Annotated in this window: 13 protein-coding genes; 8 read left to right on the top strand and 5 right to left on the bottom strand. The window is 70.5% G+C overall.

From position 1 onward, the window contains the following. Window positions 1-48: 48 nt before the first annotated feature. The 3 genes from FHP08_RS02850 to FHP08_RS02840 form a co-directional block, all read right to left on the bottom strand. A complete protein-coding gene (locus FHP08_RS02850; RefSeq protein WP_147702776.1) occupies window positions 49-1,236 on the bottom strand; it encodes a GGDEF domain-containing protein in 1,188 nt (395 codons plus the stop codon). 88 nt (window positions 1,237-1,324) lie between these two features. Then, complete coding sequence (locus FHP08_RS02845) at window positions 1,325-2,503, bottom strand: GGDEF domain-containing protein (RefSeq protein ID WP_147702775.1); 1,179 nt, start codon at window positions 2,501-2,503, stop codon at window positions 1,325-1,327. Window positions 2,504-2,608: 105 nt separating this feature from the next. Continuing rightward, window positions 2,609-3,616: an AAA family ATPase gene (locus FHP08_RS02840; protein ID WP_147702774.1), complete on the bottom strand. Its 1,008-nt coding sequence runs from the start codon at window positions 3,614-3,616 to the stop codon at window positions 2,609-2,611. 179 nt (window positions 3,617-3,795) lie between these two features. Here FHP08_RS02840 and rpsU point away from each other — a divergent pair, with 179 nt between their 5' ends. The 8 genes from rpsU to FHP08_RS02800 all read left to right on the top strand — a co-directional run bounded on the left by rpsU (window position 3,796) and on the right by FHP08_RS02800 (window position 13,751). Continuing rightward, on the top strand, window positions 3,796-4,008 hold the full coding sequence (gene rpsU, locus FHP08_RS02835; RefSeq protein WP_147702773.1) for a 30S ribosomal protein S21: 213 nt from the start codon (window positions 3,796-3,798) through the stop codon (window positions 4,006-4,008). A gap of 139 nt (window positions 4,009-4,147) precedes the next feature. Then, window positions 4,148-4,597: a GatB/YqeY domain-containing protein gene (locus FHP08_RS02830; RefSeq protein WP_147702772.1), complete on the top strand. Its 450-nt coding sequence runs from the start codon at window positions 4,148-4,150 to the stop codon at window positions 4,595-4,597. A gap of 25 nt (window positions 4,598-4,622) precedes the next feature. Continuing rightward, entirely contained in the window at window positions 4,623-6,590 is a 1,968-nt protein-coding gene (dnaG, locus tag FHP08_RS02825; protein ID WP_147702771.1) for a DNA primase, read from the top strand. 337 nt (window positions 6,591-6,927) lie between these two features. Then, complete coding sequence (gene rpoD / locus FHP08_RS02820; protein ID WP_407703971.1) at window positions 6,928-9,519, top strand: RNA polymerase sigma factor RpoD; 2,592 nt, start codon at window positions 6,928-6,930, stop codon at window positions 9,517-9,519. A 19-nt stretch (window positions 9,520-9,538) separates the two neighbouring features. Continuing rightward, on the top strand, window positions 9,539-10,390 hold the full coding sequence (locus tag FHP08_RS02815; protein WP_147702769.1) for a DUF2189 domain-containing protein: 852 nt from the start codon (window positions 9,539-9,541) through the stop codon (window positions 10,388-10,390). A 1-nt stretch (window position 10,391) separates the two neighbouring features. Beyond that, complete coding sequence (locus FHP08_RS02810; RefSeq protein WP_147702768.1) at window positions 10,392-10,601, top strand: DUF2788 domain-containing protein; 210 nt, start codon at window positions 10,392-10,394, stop codon at window positions 10,599-10,601. Beyond that, on the top strand, window positions 10,598-11,563 hold the full coding sequence (locus FHP08_RS02805; RefSeq protein WP_147702767.1) for a DMT family transporter: 966 nt from the start codon (window positions 10,598-10,600) through the stop codon (window positions 11,561-11,563). The genes FHP08_RS02810 and FHP08_RS02805 overlap by 4 nt, the downstream gene beginning before the upstream one ends. A gap of 46 nt (window positions 11,564-11,609) precedes the next feature. Continuing rightward, on the top strand, window positions 11,610-13,751 hold the full coding sequence (locus FHP08_RS02800; protein ID WP_225879007.1) for an acetate--CoA ligase family protein: 2,142 nt from the start codon (window positions 11,610-11,612) through the stop codon (window positions 13,749-13,751). On the opposite strand, the gene FHP08_RS02795 is transcribed toward FHP08_RS02800, so the two are convergent. Both FHP08_RS02795 and FHP08_RS02790 read right to left on the bottom strand, forming a co-directional pair. Continuing rightward, window positions 13,738-14,526: an enoyl-CoA hydratase/isomerase family protein gene (locus FHP08_RS02795; RefSeq protein WP_147702765.1), complete on the bottom strand. Its 789-nt coding sequence runs from the start codon at window positions 14,524-14,526 to the stop codon at window positions 13,738-13,740. The two genes, FHP08_RS02800 and FHP08_RS02795, sit on opposite strands and share 14 nt — an antisense overlap. Next, window positions 14,523-15,728 carry an MFS transporter gene (locus FHP08_RS02790; RefSeq protein WP_147702764.1) on the bottom strand — a complete coding sequence of 402 codons (1,206 nt, stop codon included), beginning with the start codon at window positions 15,726-15,728 and terminating at the stop codon, window positions 14,523-14,525. Before FHP08_RS02790 ends, FHP08_RS02795 begins: the two co-directional genes overlap by 4 nt. Window positions 15,729-15,792: the final 64 nt, after the last annotated feature.

Raw genomic sequence — 15,792 nt, 5'->3', positions numbered from 1 at the left:
CCCTGGATGTCGTGCCTTGCAGGGCGACGGCGCCAAGGCGCCGCGCGATCACGCCGTTGCGAGGCGGTCGTCGCCGACGACCCGGTTCCGGCCACGGGCCTTCGCGCGATAGGCACGGCGATCGGCTTCGTCGAGCAGTTGCGCGAGCGTCGCGCCCTGGCGATGCATCGTCACCCCGATGCTCAGCGTGATCGGGATCGGCGTCGCCCCCTTGTGGAAGGGGCTGGCCTCCATCGCCGCGCGCAGCCGTTCGGCGATCACGAAGGCCGCGGCCTCGCCGGCCACCGGCACCAGCGCGCAGAACTCGTCGCCGCCATAGCGGGCGATCAGCGCGCCTGCGCGCAGCTCGCGGCGCAGCACTTCGGACACGTGGCGCAGCACCTCGTCGCCGACCGCGTGGCCGTACCGGTCGTTGATCGTCTTGAAATCGTCCAGGTCGATCATCAGCAGCGCCCGCAGCTGGCCGTCATCCTGGCTGTCGAGCAGGTGGCGCGCGGAGTCGTTCAGCCAGCGGCGCGACACCAGGCCGGTCAGGTCATCGGTCTCGGCCATCCGGCGCAGCTCGCTCGACAGCTGCGAGTTCGCGATGCTGAGCACCACCACGGTGATCGCGAAAGGGATCGAGCCAAAGGCCAGCGAGAACAGCAGGCGCATGGTGCCCGGCGGCGAGCTGCCGTCGGACAGCAGGGGGATGTCCTGCATCACGAAGGCCGCCAGCCGGATCGTCACGATCGCCGCGTAGGCGGCCAGGATGTTTCGCATCAGCCGCACCGAGCGCAGCTTTGCCGCCCAGGGCGAGCGGTGGGCGTGGAGCGCCGCCAGCGTCAGGAAGGGGATCATGAAGACGCTGCTCAGCGTGATCCGCGCCATCGCGTGCGAGGCGAGCGGCTGGTGCGGGATCGCGATCAGCGCCAGGTAGCTGGCCAGCGCGACCCCGGCGACGACCGGGCGCGGCTGCGCCCCGAACAGGTGGGCCGATCCGAGCCAGAGCAGCACCCCGGCTACGCCGAATGCCGCGTAGCCGAACGAGGGCCCGATGACGCCCAGCCAGGTTCCGGGGTTGGCGAAGCAGGCGAAGCCCAGGCCCAGCATGAAGATCGAGGCGGCGACGGCGGTCAACGCCGGCTCGGAATGGCGATGGTCGCCGCGCAGCCAGAACAGGATGCAGGCGGCCATCAGGCTGCTGAAGCCGGTCAGCAGGTAGACGGTCGGGATGTCGAAGAAGGCGCTCGCCATCCGGAGATTCTTCGGAGCGGCCGCCGTTTCGCGCAAGAACGGGCCGATGGATGGCAAGGTGCGGCGTCGGAGCGACGCGAGCGCGAGATCAGAGCATCGGCCGGTCGCCGACCACCAGGTTGCGGCCACCCGCCTTGGCGTTGTACGCGCGCTTGTCGGCCTCGACGAGCCGCTCGCGCAGCGAGCTGCCGTGGCGATGCACCGACACGCCCACGCTGGCGGTGATCATGATCGGCGGGTCGACCTGCAGGTAGGGCGAGGTGGCCATCGCGATGCGCAGCCGCTCGCCGACCACGAAGGCGGCCGCCTCGCTGGCCACCGGCACCAGCGCGCAGAACTCGTCGCCGCCGTAGCGAACGATCAGCGAATCCTCGCGCAGCGACTCGCGCAGCAGCCGGGCGACGTGGCGCAGGACCTCGTCGCCCACCGCGTGCCCGTGCGCGTCGTTGACCCGCTTGAAGTCGTCCAGGTCGATCATCAGCACCGCCAGGCAGCCGTCGGCGGGCAGGCGGGCCAGCATCGCCTCGCCGCGCTCGAACAGCAGCCGGCGTGAGACCAGGCCGGTGAGGTCGTCGGTGCCGGCCAGCCGCGCCAGCTCCGCCGTCAGGCGGGCGTTCGAGATGGCCAGCGCGGCGATCGCGATCGCGAACGGAACCATCGCGAAGACCAGGTTGAACCAGCCCACGGCGATCCCGGGATGCTCGAGTTCGGCTGGCGGGGTCGGCCCGGCCACCGAGAGCGCCGCGATCCGGATCACCAGCAACAGGCAGAACACCACCAGCGTGCCGGTGGCCAGTCGCATCGCGCGGGCGTCCCCGCGGGGCGGCGCGGCAAGCAGCTGGCGCAGCGCGAGCCCCAGGAAACCCAGCGCCCAGACGCTGCCCAGCAGGTGCCGCAGGGGCTGCATGCCGGCCTGGGTGCTGAGCGGCAACAGCGCCGCCGCCAGGACGACCAGCGAGACCAGCATCAGCATCGGCTTCGCCGGGCGGTCGGCCAGCCGGCTGCAGGCGCCCCAGATGAGGACCGAGGAGCCGCTCACCAGCACGTTGGAAAGCACGCGCCCGGCGACCGTCTCGGGCATGCCGGCGGCGCCGAGGCCTACGAATCCGGCCGCCATCATCGAGACGGCCACCGCGAACAGGCCGAAGGCCTCGCGCAGCGCGCCGTCGCGCGGCCGCATGCCGAACAGGAAGGCGGCGCCCAGCAGGCTGCTGATGCCTGAAACGAAGAAGATCGACCTCAGGTCGAGCGGAACGGCGAAATCCATCGACAAATTATGACGCCGCCGAACGCGCAGCGGTAGCCTCGCCGGCCGGGCGGCCCCCGTCCGGAAGGCGATCCCTCAGGAGGCAATCCCGAAGGAGGCGATGCGTCAGAAGCCGATCCGTTGCCGCCGCATCGAGCGCTCCGCGTTCAGGTCCTCGGGAAGCAGCCGGTCGCGGCGCGCCAGCTTGGCGTTGCCGAAGGCGCCGACCAGTTGCCGGCGCATCTCGCGCGGCGCCACCGCGGCGAGCTTGTCGGCCACCGCCTCGTCGAGCATCTCCGGGAACTGCGCGCCCCAGCTGTGCGAATCGCGGATCTCGCGGTACAGGCTCTGGGCGATCCGGTGCGCGCCCTCGCGGTCCGGCGGTTCGATCTCGTAGACGTTCATCCGGTTCAGGATCGGCTCGGGAATCCGGCTCGCGTCGTTGGCCGTGGCCACCCAGACGATCTCCGAGCAGTCGAGCGGGATCTCGGCGAACTCGTCGACGAACTCGGCGGCGGTGCCCGGCTCGAGGAGGCTGTACAGGGCGCCGAGCGGATCGTACTGCCCGTCGGTGGCCGTCTTGTCGATCTCGTCGATCACGATGACCGGGTTCGCGTAGTCGCCGTTGACCAGCGTGTCGAAGACCTTGCCCGCCCGGGCATTGCGCCACTGCGCCGAGGCGCCCGACAGGATCCAGCCCGCGGTCAGCGAGCTCATCGATACGAATCCGTAGCCGGTGCCCAGCAGTCGCGAGATGCGCCGCGCGAAGTGGGTCTTGCCGATGCCCGGCTCGCCCAGCAGCAGCAGGGGGGCCAGCTCCACCGGATCGTCGGTCTCCAGGCACAGCGCGAGCTGTTTGCGCAGGTCGTCGAGGACTTCGGCGAAGTTGGGCAGCTCGGCGGCCAGTCCGTCGAAGTCGGGCATCGCGCCCGGCTTCACGCTGAAGCGCTCACCGCCGGCGCGCAGCATCTTCTCGTAGACGCCCTTCAGCGCCTCGTTGCCGCCCGGCCCCAGTTCGCCGAGCGCGGACTCGACCTGCGAGGTCGAGTAGATCCTCCGGAACCCGGCGATCGAGATCGGCGAGCCGCCGCTTGCGCGCGGATCCGCGGGGGCGGGAACGATCGACGACGTCATGGCGCGACTCCAATCGAACGACACTGCCTCATTTATAGGCACAGGCCGGGCGCGCATCAAGAGGCGCAGGGCGCCGGCGGCCGAACGGCGGCGGCGTGGCAACGCAGCCGCACGCTGGTTTGCGCAGTGGCAGGGTCTGTGCTATCGTGTCGGGCTCTATGAAAGGGGGTGAGAGTTAAATGCCGACAGTCCGCGTCAAGGAGAACGAGCCGTTCGACGTCGCGCTTCGTCGATTCAAGCGCACGATCGAGAAAGCCGGGATCATTACCGAGCTTCGCGCGCGCGAGTTCTACGAGAAGCCGACCGCCGAGCGCAAGCGCAAGAAAGCTGCCGCTGTAAAGCGTCACTACAAGCGCATCCGCAGCCAGATGCTGCCGAAGAAGCTCTACTGAGCTTCTTGCCTCGCACCGCCGGCTGACCGGGCCTGCTGCACGACCTGCGCGTCTGCAGCGCGGCCCCCGGCCCTGGCAGGTCCCTGAACCCGCCCCGGATTGCAGTCCGAGGCGGGTTTTTGTCTTTTCGGAATCGAACATGAGCCTGAAGAACCGTATCGGCGAAGACATGAAGGCCGCGATGCGCGCGCGCGAGGCCGACCGCCTGTCGGCCATCCGCATGTTGCTGGCAGCGATCAAGCAGAAGGAAGTCGACGAGCGCATCGAGCTCGACGACGCCCAGGTCACGGCGGTCGTCGACAAGCTGTGCAAGCAGCGCCGGGATTCCATCGAGCAGTACGAGCGTGCCGGTCGCCAGGATCTGGCCGACCGCGAGCGTGCGGAGATCGAGGTGCTGTCCGCCTACCTCCCGAAGCAGGCCAGCGAGGCCGAAGTGGCGGCCGAGATCGACGCAGCGATCGCCGCCGTGGGCGCCGCCGGCCCGCAGGACATGGGCAAGGTGATGGGCGTGCTCAAGCAGAAGCTGGCCGGTCGCACCGACCTGTCGGCCGTCTCGGGACGGGTGCGCGAGAGGCTCGCCGCGCGCTGAGCGGATGGCCGGTTAAGCTAGCCGGGTGATTCCCCAGAGCTTCATCCAGGACCTCCTCGCCCGCGTCGACATCGTCGACGTGGTGGGCCGCTACGTGCGGCTGAAGAAGGCGGGGGCGAACTATCTGGGGCTCTGTCCTTTCCACACCGAGAAGTCGCCCTCGTTCACCGTCAGCCCGACCAAGCAGTTCTACCACTGCTTCGGCTGCGGCGCGCACGGTTCGGCGATCGGCTTCCTGATGGAGCACGCCGGTCTCGGCTACGTCGACGCGGTCACCGATCTCGCGCGCTCGCTGGGCCTCGAGGTGCCGCGCGAGCCGGGCACGGTCGGCAGGGCCGGCCCCGACCCGCGCACGCCGGGCCTGCTGGATCTGCTGGCCCGCGCCGCCCAGTTCTACCGGCGGCGGTTGAAGGACACGCCGCGGGCGATCGACTACCTGAAGGGGCGGGGGCTCACCGGCGAGATCGCCGCCCGCTTCGGCATCGGCTACGCGCCCGACCAGTGGCGCGGCCTCGAGGCCGCGGTGCCCGATTACGAGGCGCCGGCCCTGGTCGAGGCCGGCCTGGTCATCGAGAGCGAGGGCGACGACGGCCGCAAGCGCCGCTACGACCGCTTCCGCGACCGGATCATGTTTCCGATCCGCAATCCCCGCGGCCAGGTGATCGGCTTCGGCGGCCGGGTGCTCGACCGCGGCGAACCCAAGTACCTGAACTCGCCCGAGACCCCGGTCTTCTCGAAGGGGCGCGAGCTCTACGGGCTGTTCGAAGCGCGCGACGGCATCCGCCGCGAGAACTGCGTGCTGGTCGTCGAGGGCTACATGGACGTGGTGATGCTCGCCCGTCACGGGGTCGGCAATGCCGTGGCCACGCTGGGCACTTCGACCACGCCCGACCATGTTCGCAAGCTGTTGCGACTGGCCGACCGGGTGGTCTTCGCCTTCGACGGCGATGCCGCCGGCCGCAAGGCCGCCTGGCGCGCGCTCGAAGCCAGCCTGCCCCAGGCCGCGGACGCCAGGCGGATCGACTTCCTGTTCCTGCCGCCCGAGCACGATCCGGACAGCTTCGTGCGCGCCCACGGCGCCGAAGGCTTCCGCGAGGCGCTGGCCGGCGCGATGCCCCTGTCGGAGCTGCTGGTCACGGAACTGTCCGAGCGGGTCGGCCTCGAGACGCCCGAGGGCCGTGCCCGGCTGCTGGCCGAGGCTGCGCCGCTGCTGCAGGCGCTGGCGGCGCCGGCGCTCAAGCTGCAGCTGGTTCACCGCGTGGCCGAGCTGGCCCGGCTCGGCGTGGACGAGGTCGAGCGCTATTTCGCCAGCCAGGCCGCCCAGCACGCTGCGCGCGCCGGGCAGGCGGGCAGGCCGGGTGCGGGCAGCCACGGGGGGCCGGTGGGCGGCGCGGACGGCCAGGGCGGCAGCCGGTCCGGCGACGCGGGGCCGTGGCAGGGCAATGCCGGGCCATGGCAAGACGAAGCGGGCCTGCCGGGCGAGGGCCGGTCGTGGAGCGGCGAGGGCCGTTCCTGGGGCGGAGAGGGCCGCTCGTGGAGCGGTCGCGGCAGGCCTGGCTTTCGCGATCGCCCGGTCCCGCGGCCGCCTGTGGCCAGGCCCGATCTGGAGGCGAGGCTGCGGCTGCTGGTCGCGCTTCACCCGGGGCTGGCGTCCACCGTCGAGCGCGGCGAGTGGCTGTCGGCCGGGCTCATCGAATGGGTGGACCGGGTGGCCGTGTTGCCGCCGGGCAGCACCGCCGGCAACGTCGTCGAAAGCCTCCGCGAGGCCGATCCCGAGTCGGTGCGCGCCTTCGAACGGGCGCTGGCCTCCGACGCGGCCGCACTGGCGGACCTGACGGCTGCCGAGGCTGCCGCCGAACTGTCGGCGGCGGTCGCGCAGTTGCGCGACCGCCACGTGCGCCGCCAGATCGACGAACTGGCGAAGGCCGGCATCCGCACCGACGAGGATCGCGAGAGATATCAGGCACTTATGGCGATGCGGGCCCGTTCTTGATATAATGATCAGTTACCCTGCCAAAAAGCCGCCTGGCTCGTCAGGGACCCCGTGTTCGAGCACCCCTGGCCGGTCCACGGCTGCGGGCGGCAAGGTGCCGCGTCGCAAGGCCGCGAGTGGACCACCGGCGCCGAAAGCCCGCCGGGCACGACCAGCGCCGCAAGGCCGCCGGGGTGTCGTCGACGAAACAGGAGTCCGGGTCGTTCGAGCATTCACGTCCCCCGGAGAAGGCGGCGCGATCCGGCGCGCAGGCAACCCGTCCAAGGCGAATCATCCAGTGACGACGAAAACTTCCGCCAAGAGCAGCAAGGCCGCGGGCAAGGCCCCGGCTTCCAGGATCGAAGCGAAGGCGCCGGCCAAGGCTGTGGCCAAAGCGCCGGCCAAGGCTGCCTCCAAGGCTGCGACGCCCAAGGCTGCCACGCCGAGAGCCGCCAAGGCCGCTGCGCCCAAGGCCGGCGCGCCGAAGGCTGCCGCCAAGGTTGCGGCCAAGACTCCCGCCAAGGCCCCGGCCAAGACCCCCGCCAAGACCCCCGCCAAGGCACCCAAGGTCGCGACGCAGGCAGCGAAGCCCGCCGCCAGAGCGGTGGCGCCCAAGGCCGTGCCGGCCCGGTCGAAGGCCGACAAGTCGGCTTCCGCCAAGGCTGCTGAGCCGACCAGGGCGGTCAAGTCGACCAGGGCGGCCAAGGCCGCCGCAAGCGCCGCTGAGGATCTACAGGAACTCGAGACCGCCGTTCCGGCCAAGACGGCCGGCGCAGCCAAGGCGCCCAGGGCCGGGAAGGCCGCCAGGGGCGTGAAGGCTGCGAAGGGAGCCAAGGGAGCCAAGGGTGCCAAGGGCGCCAAGGGCGCCAAGGGCAAGAAGGGCTCCGGCAACGGCGATCTCGACGACGACATCATCGAGGACGACGATTCCGTCGCGTCCTTCGATGACGACGCCGACGTCGACTCGGACGAAGCCGACGTCGAGGCCATCCCCGAGGAAGAAGTCGTCGCCGCGCCGGCGGTGAAGTCGCGCCGCGGCGCCCGCACCAAGGAAAAGCAGCTGCTCAAGGAATTCGGTGGGCGCCAGGGCATCACCGAAGAGCAGCGCGAGGCCACCCGCAACAAGCTCAAGCTGCTGATCAAGCAGGGCAAGGAGCGCGGCTACCTCACCTACGCCGAGATCAACGACCAGCTGCCCGAAGACCTGGTCGACGCCGAATCCATCGATTCGATCGTCGGCACGTTCAGCGACATGGGCATCCGCGTCTACGAGCAGGCGCCCGATGCCGAGACGCTGCTGATCGGCGAGACCTCGCCGGTGGTGGCCACCGACGACGACGCCGAGGAAGAGGCCGAAGCCGCGCTGTCCACCGTGGACTCCGAGTTCGGCCGCACCACCGACCCGGTGCGCATGTACATGCGCGAGATGGGCTCGGTTGAGCTGCTCACCCGCGAGGGCGAGATCGAGATCGCCAAGCGCATCGAGGACGGCCTCAAGCACATGGTGCAGGCCATCTCGGCCTGCCCCACCACCATCGCCGAAGTGCTCGCCCACGCCGAGAAGATCGGCGCCGGCAGCATGCGCATCGACGAGGTGGTCGACGGCCTGATCGACCCGAACGCCGACGAGGACGAGGACCTGCGCCCGGCCGCCTCGGCCGCGGCCGCCGCCGCCGCCTCCGACGACGAGGAAGAAGACGAGGACGCCGCGGCTGCTGCGGGCACCGCCAGGCTCGAGGAGCTCAAGCGCGCCTCGCTCGAGAAGTTCACGAACATCGGCCAGTGGTTCGACAAGATGCGCGTGGCCTACGAGAAGGAAGGCTACAAGAGCAAGGCCTACGTCAAGGCGCAGACCGCGATCCAGGACGAGCTTATGAGCATCCGCTTCACGGCCAAGATGGTCGAGAAGCTGTGCGACACGCTGCGTGGCCAGGTCGACGAGGTCCGCACCTTCGAGCGGGCCATCGCCGACATCTGCGTGAATCGCGTGGGCATGCCGCGCGAGAAGTTCATCGAGAGCTTCCCCGGCAACGAGACCAACCTGCGGTGGGCCGAGCAGATCATCGCGAAGAACCCGCCCTATGCCGAGGTCATGCAGCGCAACCTGCCGTCCATCCAGGACTTGCAGCAAAAGCTCATCGACCTGCAGGCGCGCGTGGTGCTCCCGCTGCCGGACCTGAAAGAGATCAACAAGCGGATGTCGGCGGGCGAGACCAAGGCCCGTCGCGCCAAGCGCGAGATGACCGAGGCCAACCTGCGCCTGGTCATCTCCATTGCCAAGAAGTACACGAATCGCGGCCTGCAGTTCCTCGACCTGATCCAGGAAGGCAACATCGGCCTGATGAAGGCGGTGGACAAGTTCGAGTACCGGCGCGGCTACAAGTTCTCCACGTACGCCACCTGGTGGATCCGCCAGGCCATCACCCGGTCCATCGCCGACCAGGCGCGCACGATCCGCATCCCGGTCCACATGATCGAGACGATCAACAAGATGAACCGGATCAGCCGCCAGATCCTGCAGGAAACCGGCCAGGAGCCGGATCCCGCCACGCTGGCCGCGCGCATGGAAATGCCCGAGGACAAGATCCGCAAGATCCTCAAGATCGCGAAAGAGCCGATCTCGATGGAAACGCCGATCGGCGACGACGACGACTCGCACCTGGGCGACTTCATCGAGGACACCGCCACGCTGGCCCCGGCCGACGCGGCGCTGCACGGCTCGATGCGCGACGTGGTGAAAGAGGTGCTGGACTCGCTCACCCCGCGCGAGGCCAAGGTGCTGCGCATGCGCTTCGGCATCGAGATGAGCACCGACCACACGCTCGAGGAAGTCGGCAAGCAGTTCGACGTCACCCGCGAGCGGATCCGACAGATCGAGGCCAAGGCGCTGCGCAAGCTGCGCCATCCGAGCCGCGCCGACAAGCTGAAGAGCTTCCTCGAAGGCCAGTAAGGCCGCGGGCGAGCGCCGGATGTCCGCCTCCCCCGGAGCGTCCCGGCCGGGCAGCGCGCCGCCGCTGCCCGCGCTGCGCGAGATCACGCCTGCCCACGTGGCCGGCTGGCTGGCCGCCGGCTGGCGAGACTTCGCTCGCGCGCCGCTGGCCAGCGCGCTGCACGGCCTGCTGTTCCTCGCCGGCGCGCTGGCGATCGTGGCCGTCGGCTGGCGCGACTCCGGCCTGCTGGCCGGCGCCTTCACCGGCTTCGTGATCGTGGCGCCGGTGCTGGTCACCGGCTTTCACGAACTGAGCCGCCGGCTCGAGGCGGGCGAGCGGCTGCCGCCGCTGGGCCTGCTCGCGCTGCTCGCGGTCTGGAAGCGGCGCGGCGCGCAGCTCGCGGCGCTCGGCGGGCTGCTCGCGGTGGCGGGCACGCTGTGGGTGGGCTTCTCGTCGATGCTGGTGCGCCTGGCTGGCGGAAGCGGCGCCGGTTCCGCGGCGAGCGGGTACGCCGGCGGCGTCGCAGGCTTCGTCCACCAGTTCCTCGCCGCCGGCGACGCCTGGCTGCTCGTCTGGTTCCTGGCCGGCGGGCTGGGCGCCGCGATCGTGTTCGCGGTCACGGCCGTCTCGGTGCCCCTGCTGGTCGACCGGCCTGTGCCGCTCGCCACCGCGATCCGCACCAGCGTGGCGGCGGTGGGCCTGAACCCGGTCTCGCTGGGCGTGTGGGCCGCGGCGATCATGGCGCTCACGCTGCTGGGCTTCGTCACCGTGATCGGCCTGGCCGTGGTGCTGCCGGTGCTGGGCCATGCCACCTGGCATGCGTATCGCGACCTGGTCGAGCCAATGGGTGGACAGGCGAACCCGGCCCGCGCGCCGCGTGCGGGGCGCTGAGATGTTCGGCTACACAGAAGAACAGATCGCCGAGTTCGGCATGACCTTCGGCGTGGGCGGGTTCATCCTGTTCATGCTGTTCGTCATCTGGAGGCTGGCGCGCGACTCGCAGGCCGGCCGCTTCGGGACCTTCATCCTGTTCTTCGTGCTCGCCTTCGGCATCCTCGGCTTCGTCGCCAAGTCGATCCTGCAGGCGATCCTGGCGCCGTGAGCGGGGCCGGCGCGTCGGGATCGTCGGGCCTGACCGGACCCTCCGGCCTGGGCCGCGGCCTGGGCGCCGCGCTGTTCGCCGTGCTGGTCTGGGGCGGGCAACTGCCGATCGCCAAGGGCATCTTCCCGGCGCTGGACGGTTTCTCGATCAGCGTGGTGCGCTACGGCGTCGCCTTCCTGTGCTTCATCCCGCTGCTCGTGTGGCTCGAGGGCCTGCGCGCCTTCGTCGCCCAGGGGCGCGACCTGAAGCTGGTCGTCGTGGCCGGCATCGCGATGGGCGCCTCGGCCCTGCTGATGATCACCGGCCTGGCGCGCACCCGGCCCGAGATCGCGGTGCTGATCCTCGGGCTGCAGCCGGCGATGACCGCGATCGCCGACTGGGCCGTCTGGAAGAAGCGCCCGCCGGCATTCACGCTGGCGTGCCTCGCGCTGGCGTTCGCCGGCGTGGCCATCGCCGTGACTCGCGGTGGCGACGCCATCCTGAACCCCGCGCCCGCGGTGCGCGGCGAGGTGCTGGGCAACCTGCTCACCTTCGGCGCCGCCACCGCCTGGGTGTCGTACGTTCTGATCACCACCCGCCTGCACGGCTGGTCCACGATACGCGTGTCGGCGCTCACCAGCGGCCCGGCCGTTGCGCTGGTGCTGGCCGCCTGGGGTATCGCCTGGCTGGCCGGCGCCACCTATGCGAACGAAGAAGTGCTGCCCGCGGCGAGCTGGCGCCTGGCCTACGTGTCGGTGGTCGGCGTCGTGATCTCGATGTTCCTGTGGAACTACGGCGCGAAGAAGATCGGCGCGGTCAACGCGATGCTGCTGCTCAACCTGATGCCGGTGGTCACCTTCGCCTTCCGCGCGGCCGAGGGCGCGCGCTTCGTGCCCTCGGAGATCGCGGGCGCCGCGATCGTGGTCGGGGCGCTGGTGGCGAACAACGTGTACCTGCGCCGTCGGCCGCGCCGGCTTTCTTGACGCGCGTCCCGGCCCGGCCTTAGTGTCCGGGACCATGAATCGCGGTTTGTATCGTCATTCGGACCTGCGCCGGCTCGTCGCGCCGGCCAGCATCGCCATCGTCGGCGCATCGGCACGCGAGGGCTCCTTCGGGCTGCGCCTGCTGCGCAATCTCGGCAACTACCTGGGGCGCCTGCACCTGGTCAACAGCCGCTACGAGCGGATCGAGGGCTTGCCCTGCCATCCGTCGCTGAGCGCGCTGCCGGAAGTCCCCGACTGTGTCGTGGTGGCGGCGCCGCGCGAGCAGGTCGAGGCGGTGATCGAGGAATGCGGCCGACTGGGCGTGGGCGGCGTGATCGTGTTCGCGTCGGGCTTCGCCGAGACGGGCAAGCCGGATCGCGCTGCCGAGCAGGCGCGCATCGTCGAGATCGCCCGCAACGCCGGCGTGCGGCTGGTCGGTCCGAATTGTCTGGGCGTGCTCAACTACTCGCTGGGTGCGATCGTCACGTTCGCGGCCACCGCGGTGATCGACGCGCCGCGACCGCTGTCGATCGGGCTGGTGAGCCAGTCGGGCGCGCTCGGCTTCGCGTTCGGGCAGGCGATCGAGCACGGCGTGTCGTTCAGCCACGTGCTGACCGCCGGCAATTCGGCCGACGTCGACGTGGCCGATTTCATCGCCTACCTGGCCGAGGACGACGCCTGCACCGCGATCGCCTGTCTGTTCGAGGGCATGGCCGAGCCGATGCGGCTGATCGAGGCCGCCGGGATCGCCCGCCGGCACGGCAAGCCGGTGATCGTCTACAAGATCGCCACCGGCGAGCAGGGCGCGGCCGCAGCGCTGTCGCACACCGGCTCGCTGGCCGGTTCGAACCGCACCTATCGCGCCGCGTTCGAGCATGCGGGGATCGTTCTGGTCGAGGACTTCAATGCGCTGGTCGAGACAGCGTCCTTCTTCGCGAAGGCGCCCAGGCCCGTGGCGAGCGGCGTGGCCGTGGCCTCGACCTCGGGCGGCGCCGCGATCATGGCTGCCGACGAAGCGGAGTCGCGCGGTATCGAACTGCCGCAACCGGCCGAGGCATGCCGGGCGGTGCTGGCCGACGCCATTCCCGAGTTCGGCTCGGCCCGGAACCCCTGCGACATCACCGCCCAGGTGATCAGCGACCCGATGTCCTTCAGGAGAGTCGCCGAGGCCCTGATGGCGGATTCCGCCTACGGCACGCTGGTCGTGCCCTTTGCCTACGCCTACGACATCGCGACCCCGAGGATCGGTGTGCTGGACGAACTGGCGCGCAGGCACGGCAAGATCGCATGCATCGTCTGGCTGACCCAGTGGATCGAAGGCCCGGGGTCGACGATCGCCGAGCAGTCCGACCGGGTGGCCTTGTTCCGCTCGATGGGCGCCTGCTTCGAGGCCTTGAAGAAGTGGCACGGGTGGTCGCAACGCGCGGCCGCGCGCGATCCGGCATCGGCGGCCCTCGTGGCGCCCGAGGTGAGCGCGTCGGTCGGGCGCAGTCTCGACGCGGCCCAGGCCGAGGTGATGACCGAAGGCCAGGCGAAGGCCGTGCTCGCCGCCTACGGCATCCCGATGGTGCAGGACCGGCTGGCGGCCTCCGCCGACGAGGCGATCGCCGCGGCGCGCGAGATCGGTTTCCCGGTGGTTATGAAAGTGGAGTCGATCGACATCCCTCACAAGACCGAAGCCGGCGTCGTGCGGCTCGCACTCGCCGACGAGAATGCGGTGCGCGCGGCGCATGCGGAGATCGTGGCGAACGCGCTGCGGGTGACCCACGCAGACGCGATCCGCGGCGTGCTGGTCCAGCCCATGGTGGGCGCCGGCGTTGAAGTGTTCGTGGGTGCCCGCGTCGACCCGCTGTTCGGGCCCACCGTGGTGGTAGGCCTGGGCGGCATCATGGTCGAGTTGATGCGCGATACCGCGGTCTCGCTGGCGCCGCTGGCGCACGACGAGGCGCTGCGCATGCTGCGTGGCCTGAAGAGCGCGCGCCTGTTGCAGGGCTTCCGGGGCAGCGAACCGGTCGACCTCGACAAGCTCGCCGACATCGTGTGCCGGGTCGCGCAGTTCGCCTCGGACCACCGCAGCCGGATCACCGAACTGGACCTGAACCCGCTGATCTGTTCGAAGGACCGGATCGTGGGCGTGGACGCACTGATCGGGTTGCGGACGCGGGCGGAACGGCCTACTTCCCCTTGAAATCCGGATTGCGCCGCTCGGCCATCGCCTTCACGCCTTCCTTGAAGTCCTCGGTCTTGAACTGCCAGTTCTGCTCGACGCTCTCGCGGGCGACAGCCAGCCGGATCTGTTCGACCATGCCCGCGCGCAGCGTGGCGCGCGTGGACTGCACCGCCAGCGGCGAGGAGATCGCGATCTCGGTCGCCATCCGCATCGCCTCGCTGCGCACCTCGGCCTGCGGCACCAGCACGTCGGCCAGCCCGATGCGCACCGCCTCGTCACCGCCGATCCGCTTGCCGGTATAGAAGAGCATCGCCGCCTGCTGCGGACCGACCAGGCGCGGCAGCGTGTACGACAGGCCGAAGCCCGGGTGGAAGCCCAGCCGGTTGAAGTTGGCCGAGAAGCGCGCCTCGGGGCAGGTCACGCGGAAGTCGGGCACCAGCGCCAGCCCGAGGCCGCCGCCGATCGCCGGGCCGTGAATCGCGCCGACCACCGGCTTGCTGCAGGCGAAGAGACGGACGGCTTCGAAGTAGATGGGATTGATGCCGCGCGGGCTGGCCTGCTCGGGCGTGGCGTCGCGCGTCTGGAAGTCCGCTCCCGCACAGAAGGACTTTCCCTCGGCGCACAGCAGGATGACGCGGCAGTCCGGATCGGCCTCGAGCGCCTCGAAGATGCCCGCAAGGCCGGCGATCATCGGGATGTCGAAGAAGTTGTGCGGTCCGCGGCGGATCTCGACGACCGCAACGTGATCGGCGAGGTCCACGCCGATGTCTGCGGTGCCGGGGGGCTTGCTCATGAAAGTCTCTCCTGAATCGTCTGTTGCCGACGCCCGATCAACCACGCGAACACCGCCCCGGTCGCTGCCAGCCCCAGGGCCGTGGCGGCGAACAAGGGCGCGAAGCCGGTCGAGGGAAGGGCGCCCGCTGCCAGCGTGACGCCGACCGACTGCCCGATGAACAGGCTCATCGCGAACAGCGCAACCGCCGTGCCGCGCACGGTGGGCGCCATCTGCGTGGCGTTCGTCTGCAGCGTGTTGTGCAGCATGTGGTAGCCCAGCCCGATCAGCATGCAGGCGATCGCGCCCGACAGGAAGCCCGGCGCCGCGGCGACCAGCCCGAAGCCCGCGGCCAGGACCGCGCCGCCGCCGATCGCCAGGCCCGCTTCGCCGAAGCGGCGCACCAGTCGCGCGGCGGTGAGCGTGTAGGCAAAGCCGCCCAGTCCGAAGGCCGCCACCGTGGCGCCGGCCAGCCAGATGGGCAGTCCCGCCTGCTCGTGCAGGGAGGTGGGAATGAAGGCCAGCGCGCCGAAGGCCAGCAGCCCCTCGATGGCCACGATGGCGAGGATCACTCGCGCCCAGGGCACGCCCAGCACGAGCGCATAGCGGGCGAGCGCACCGGCGGGTGGCGGCTCGACCGTCGCAGCGGGCGCGGCGGGCGCGGCTTGCACTCCGGCGCGCACCACCGCCCGCAGCTTCCACCCCGCCATCGCGAAGATCGCCGCCAGCAGCACGAAAGCCGATCGCCAGCCCAGCGTGTCGGCCAGCAGCCCGCCCATGGCCTGGCCCAGGATCAGGCCCAGGATGGTGCCGTTCAGGAATCGGGCGAGCGTGGCCTGCCGCCGCTCGTACGGCACCGTGTCGCCCACCCAGGCCATCGACAGCGGAATGATCGCCGCCGCGATCGAGCCGGTGAGCAGCCGCGCGATCTCCAGCACGGCCAGCCCCGGCGCCAGCGCGCACAGCAGTGAAGCCAGCGCTGCGGCCAGCGCCGCCCCCGCGATGTAACGCGCCTTGCCGATGCGGTCGCCGAGCGGTCCGTGCGCGAGCTGCGAGAAGCCGTAGCCGATCGTGTAGAGCGTGACCACCCCCGCCGCGCCCGTCGCAGTGGTGCCGAAATCGGCCGCCAGCGCCGGCAGCATCGGATCGCAGATGCGCATCGACGCCATGCTCGCGAACGAGGCGGCGGCGAGCCAGAAAAGGGTGCGATCGGGCTGGGACATCGAGAGGCGGCACGGCGCAGGGAGGGCAGGGGCGTAACGATACCGGAAGGGTCGGTCAGGCCCG

The organism is Zeimonas arvi (genome assembly GCF_008039575.1).
Classification (GTDB): Bacteria; Pseudomonadota; Gammaproteobacteria; order Burkholderiales; family Burkholderiaceae_E; genus Zeimonas; species Zeimonas arvi.
The sequence above is the reverse complement of the archived record's forward strand: the minus strand, read 5'-3'. Positions and strand labels throughout refer to the sequence as shown.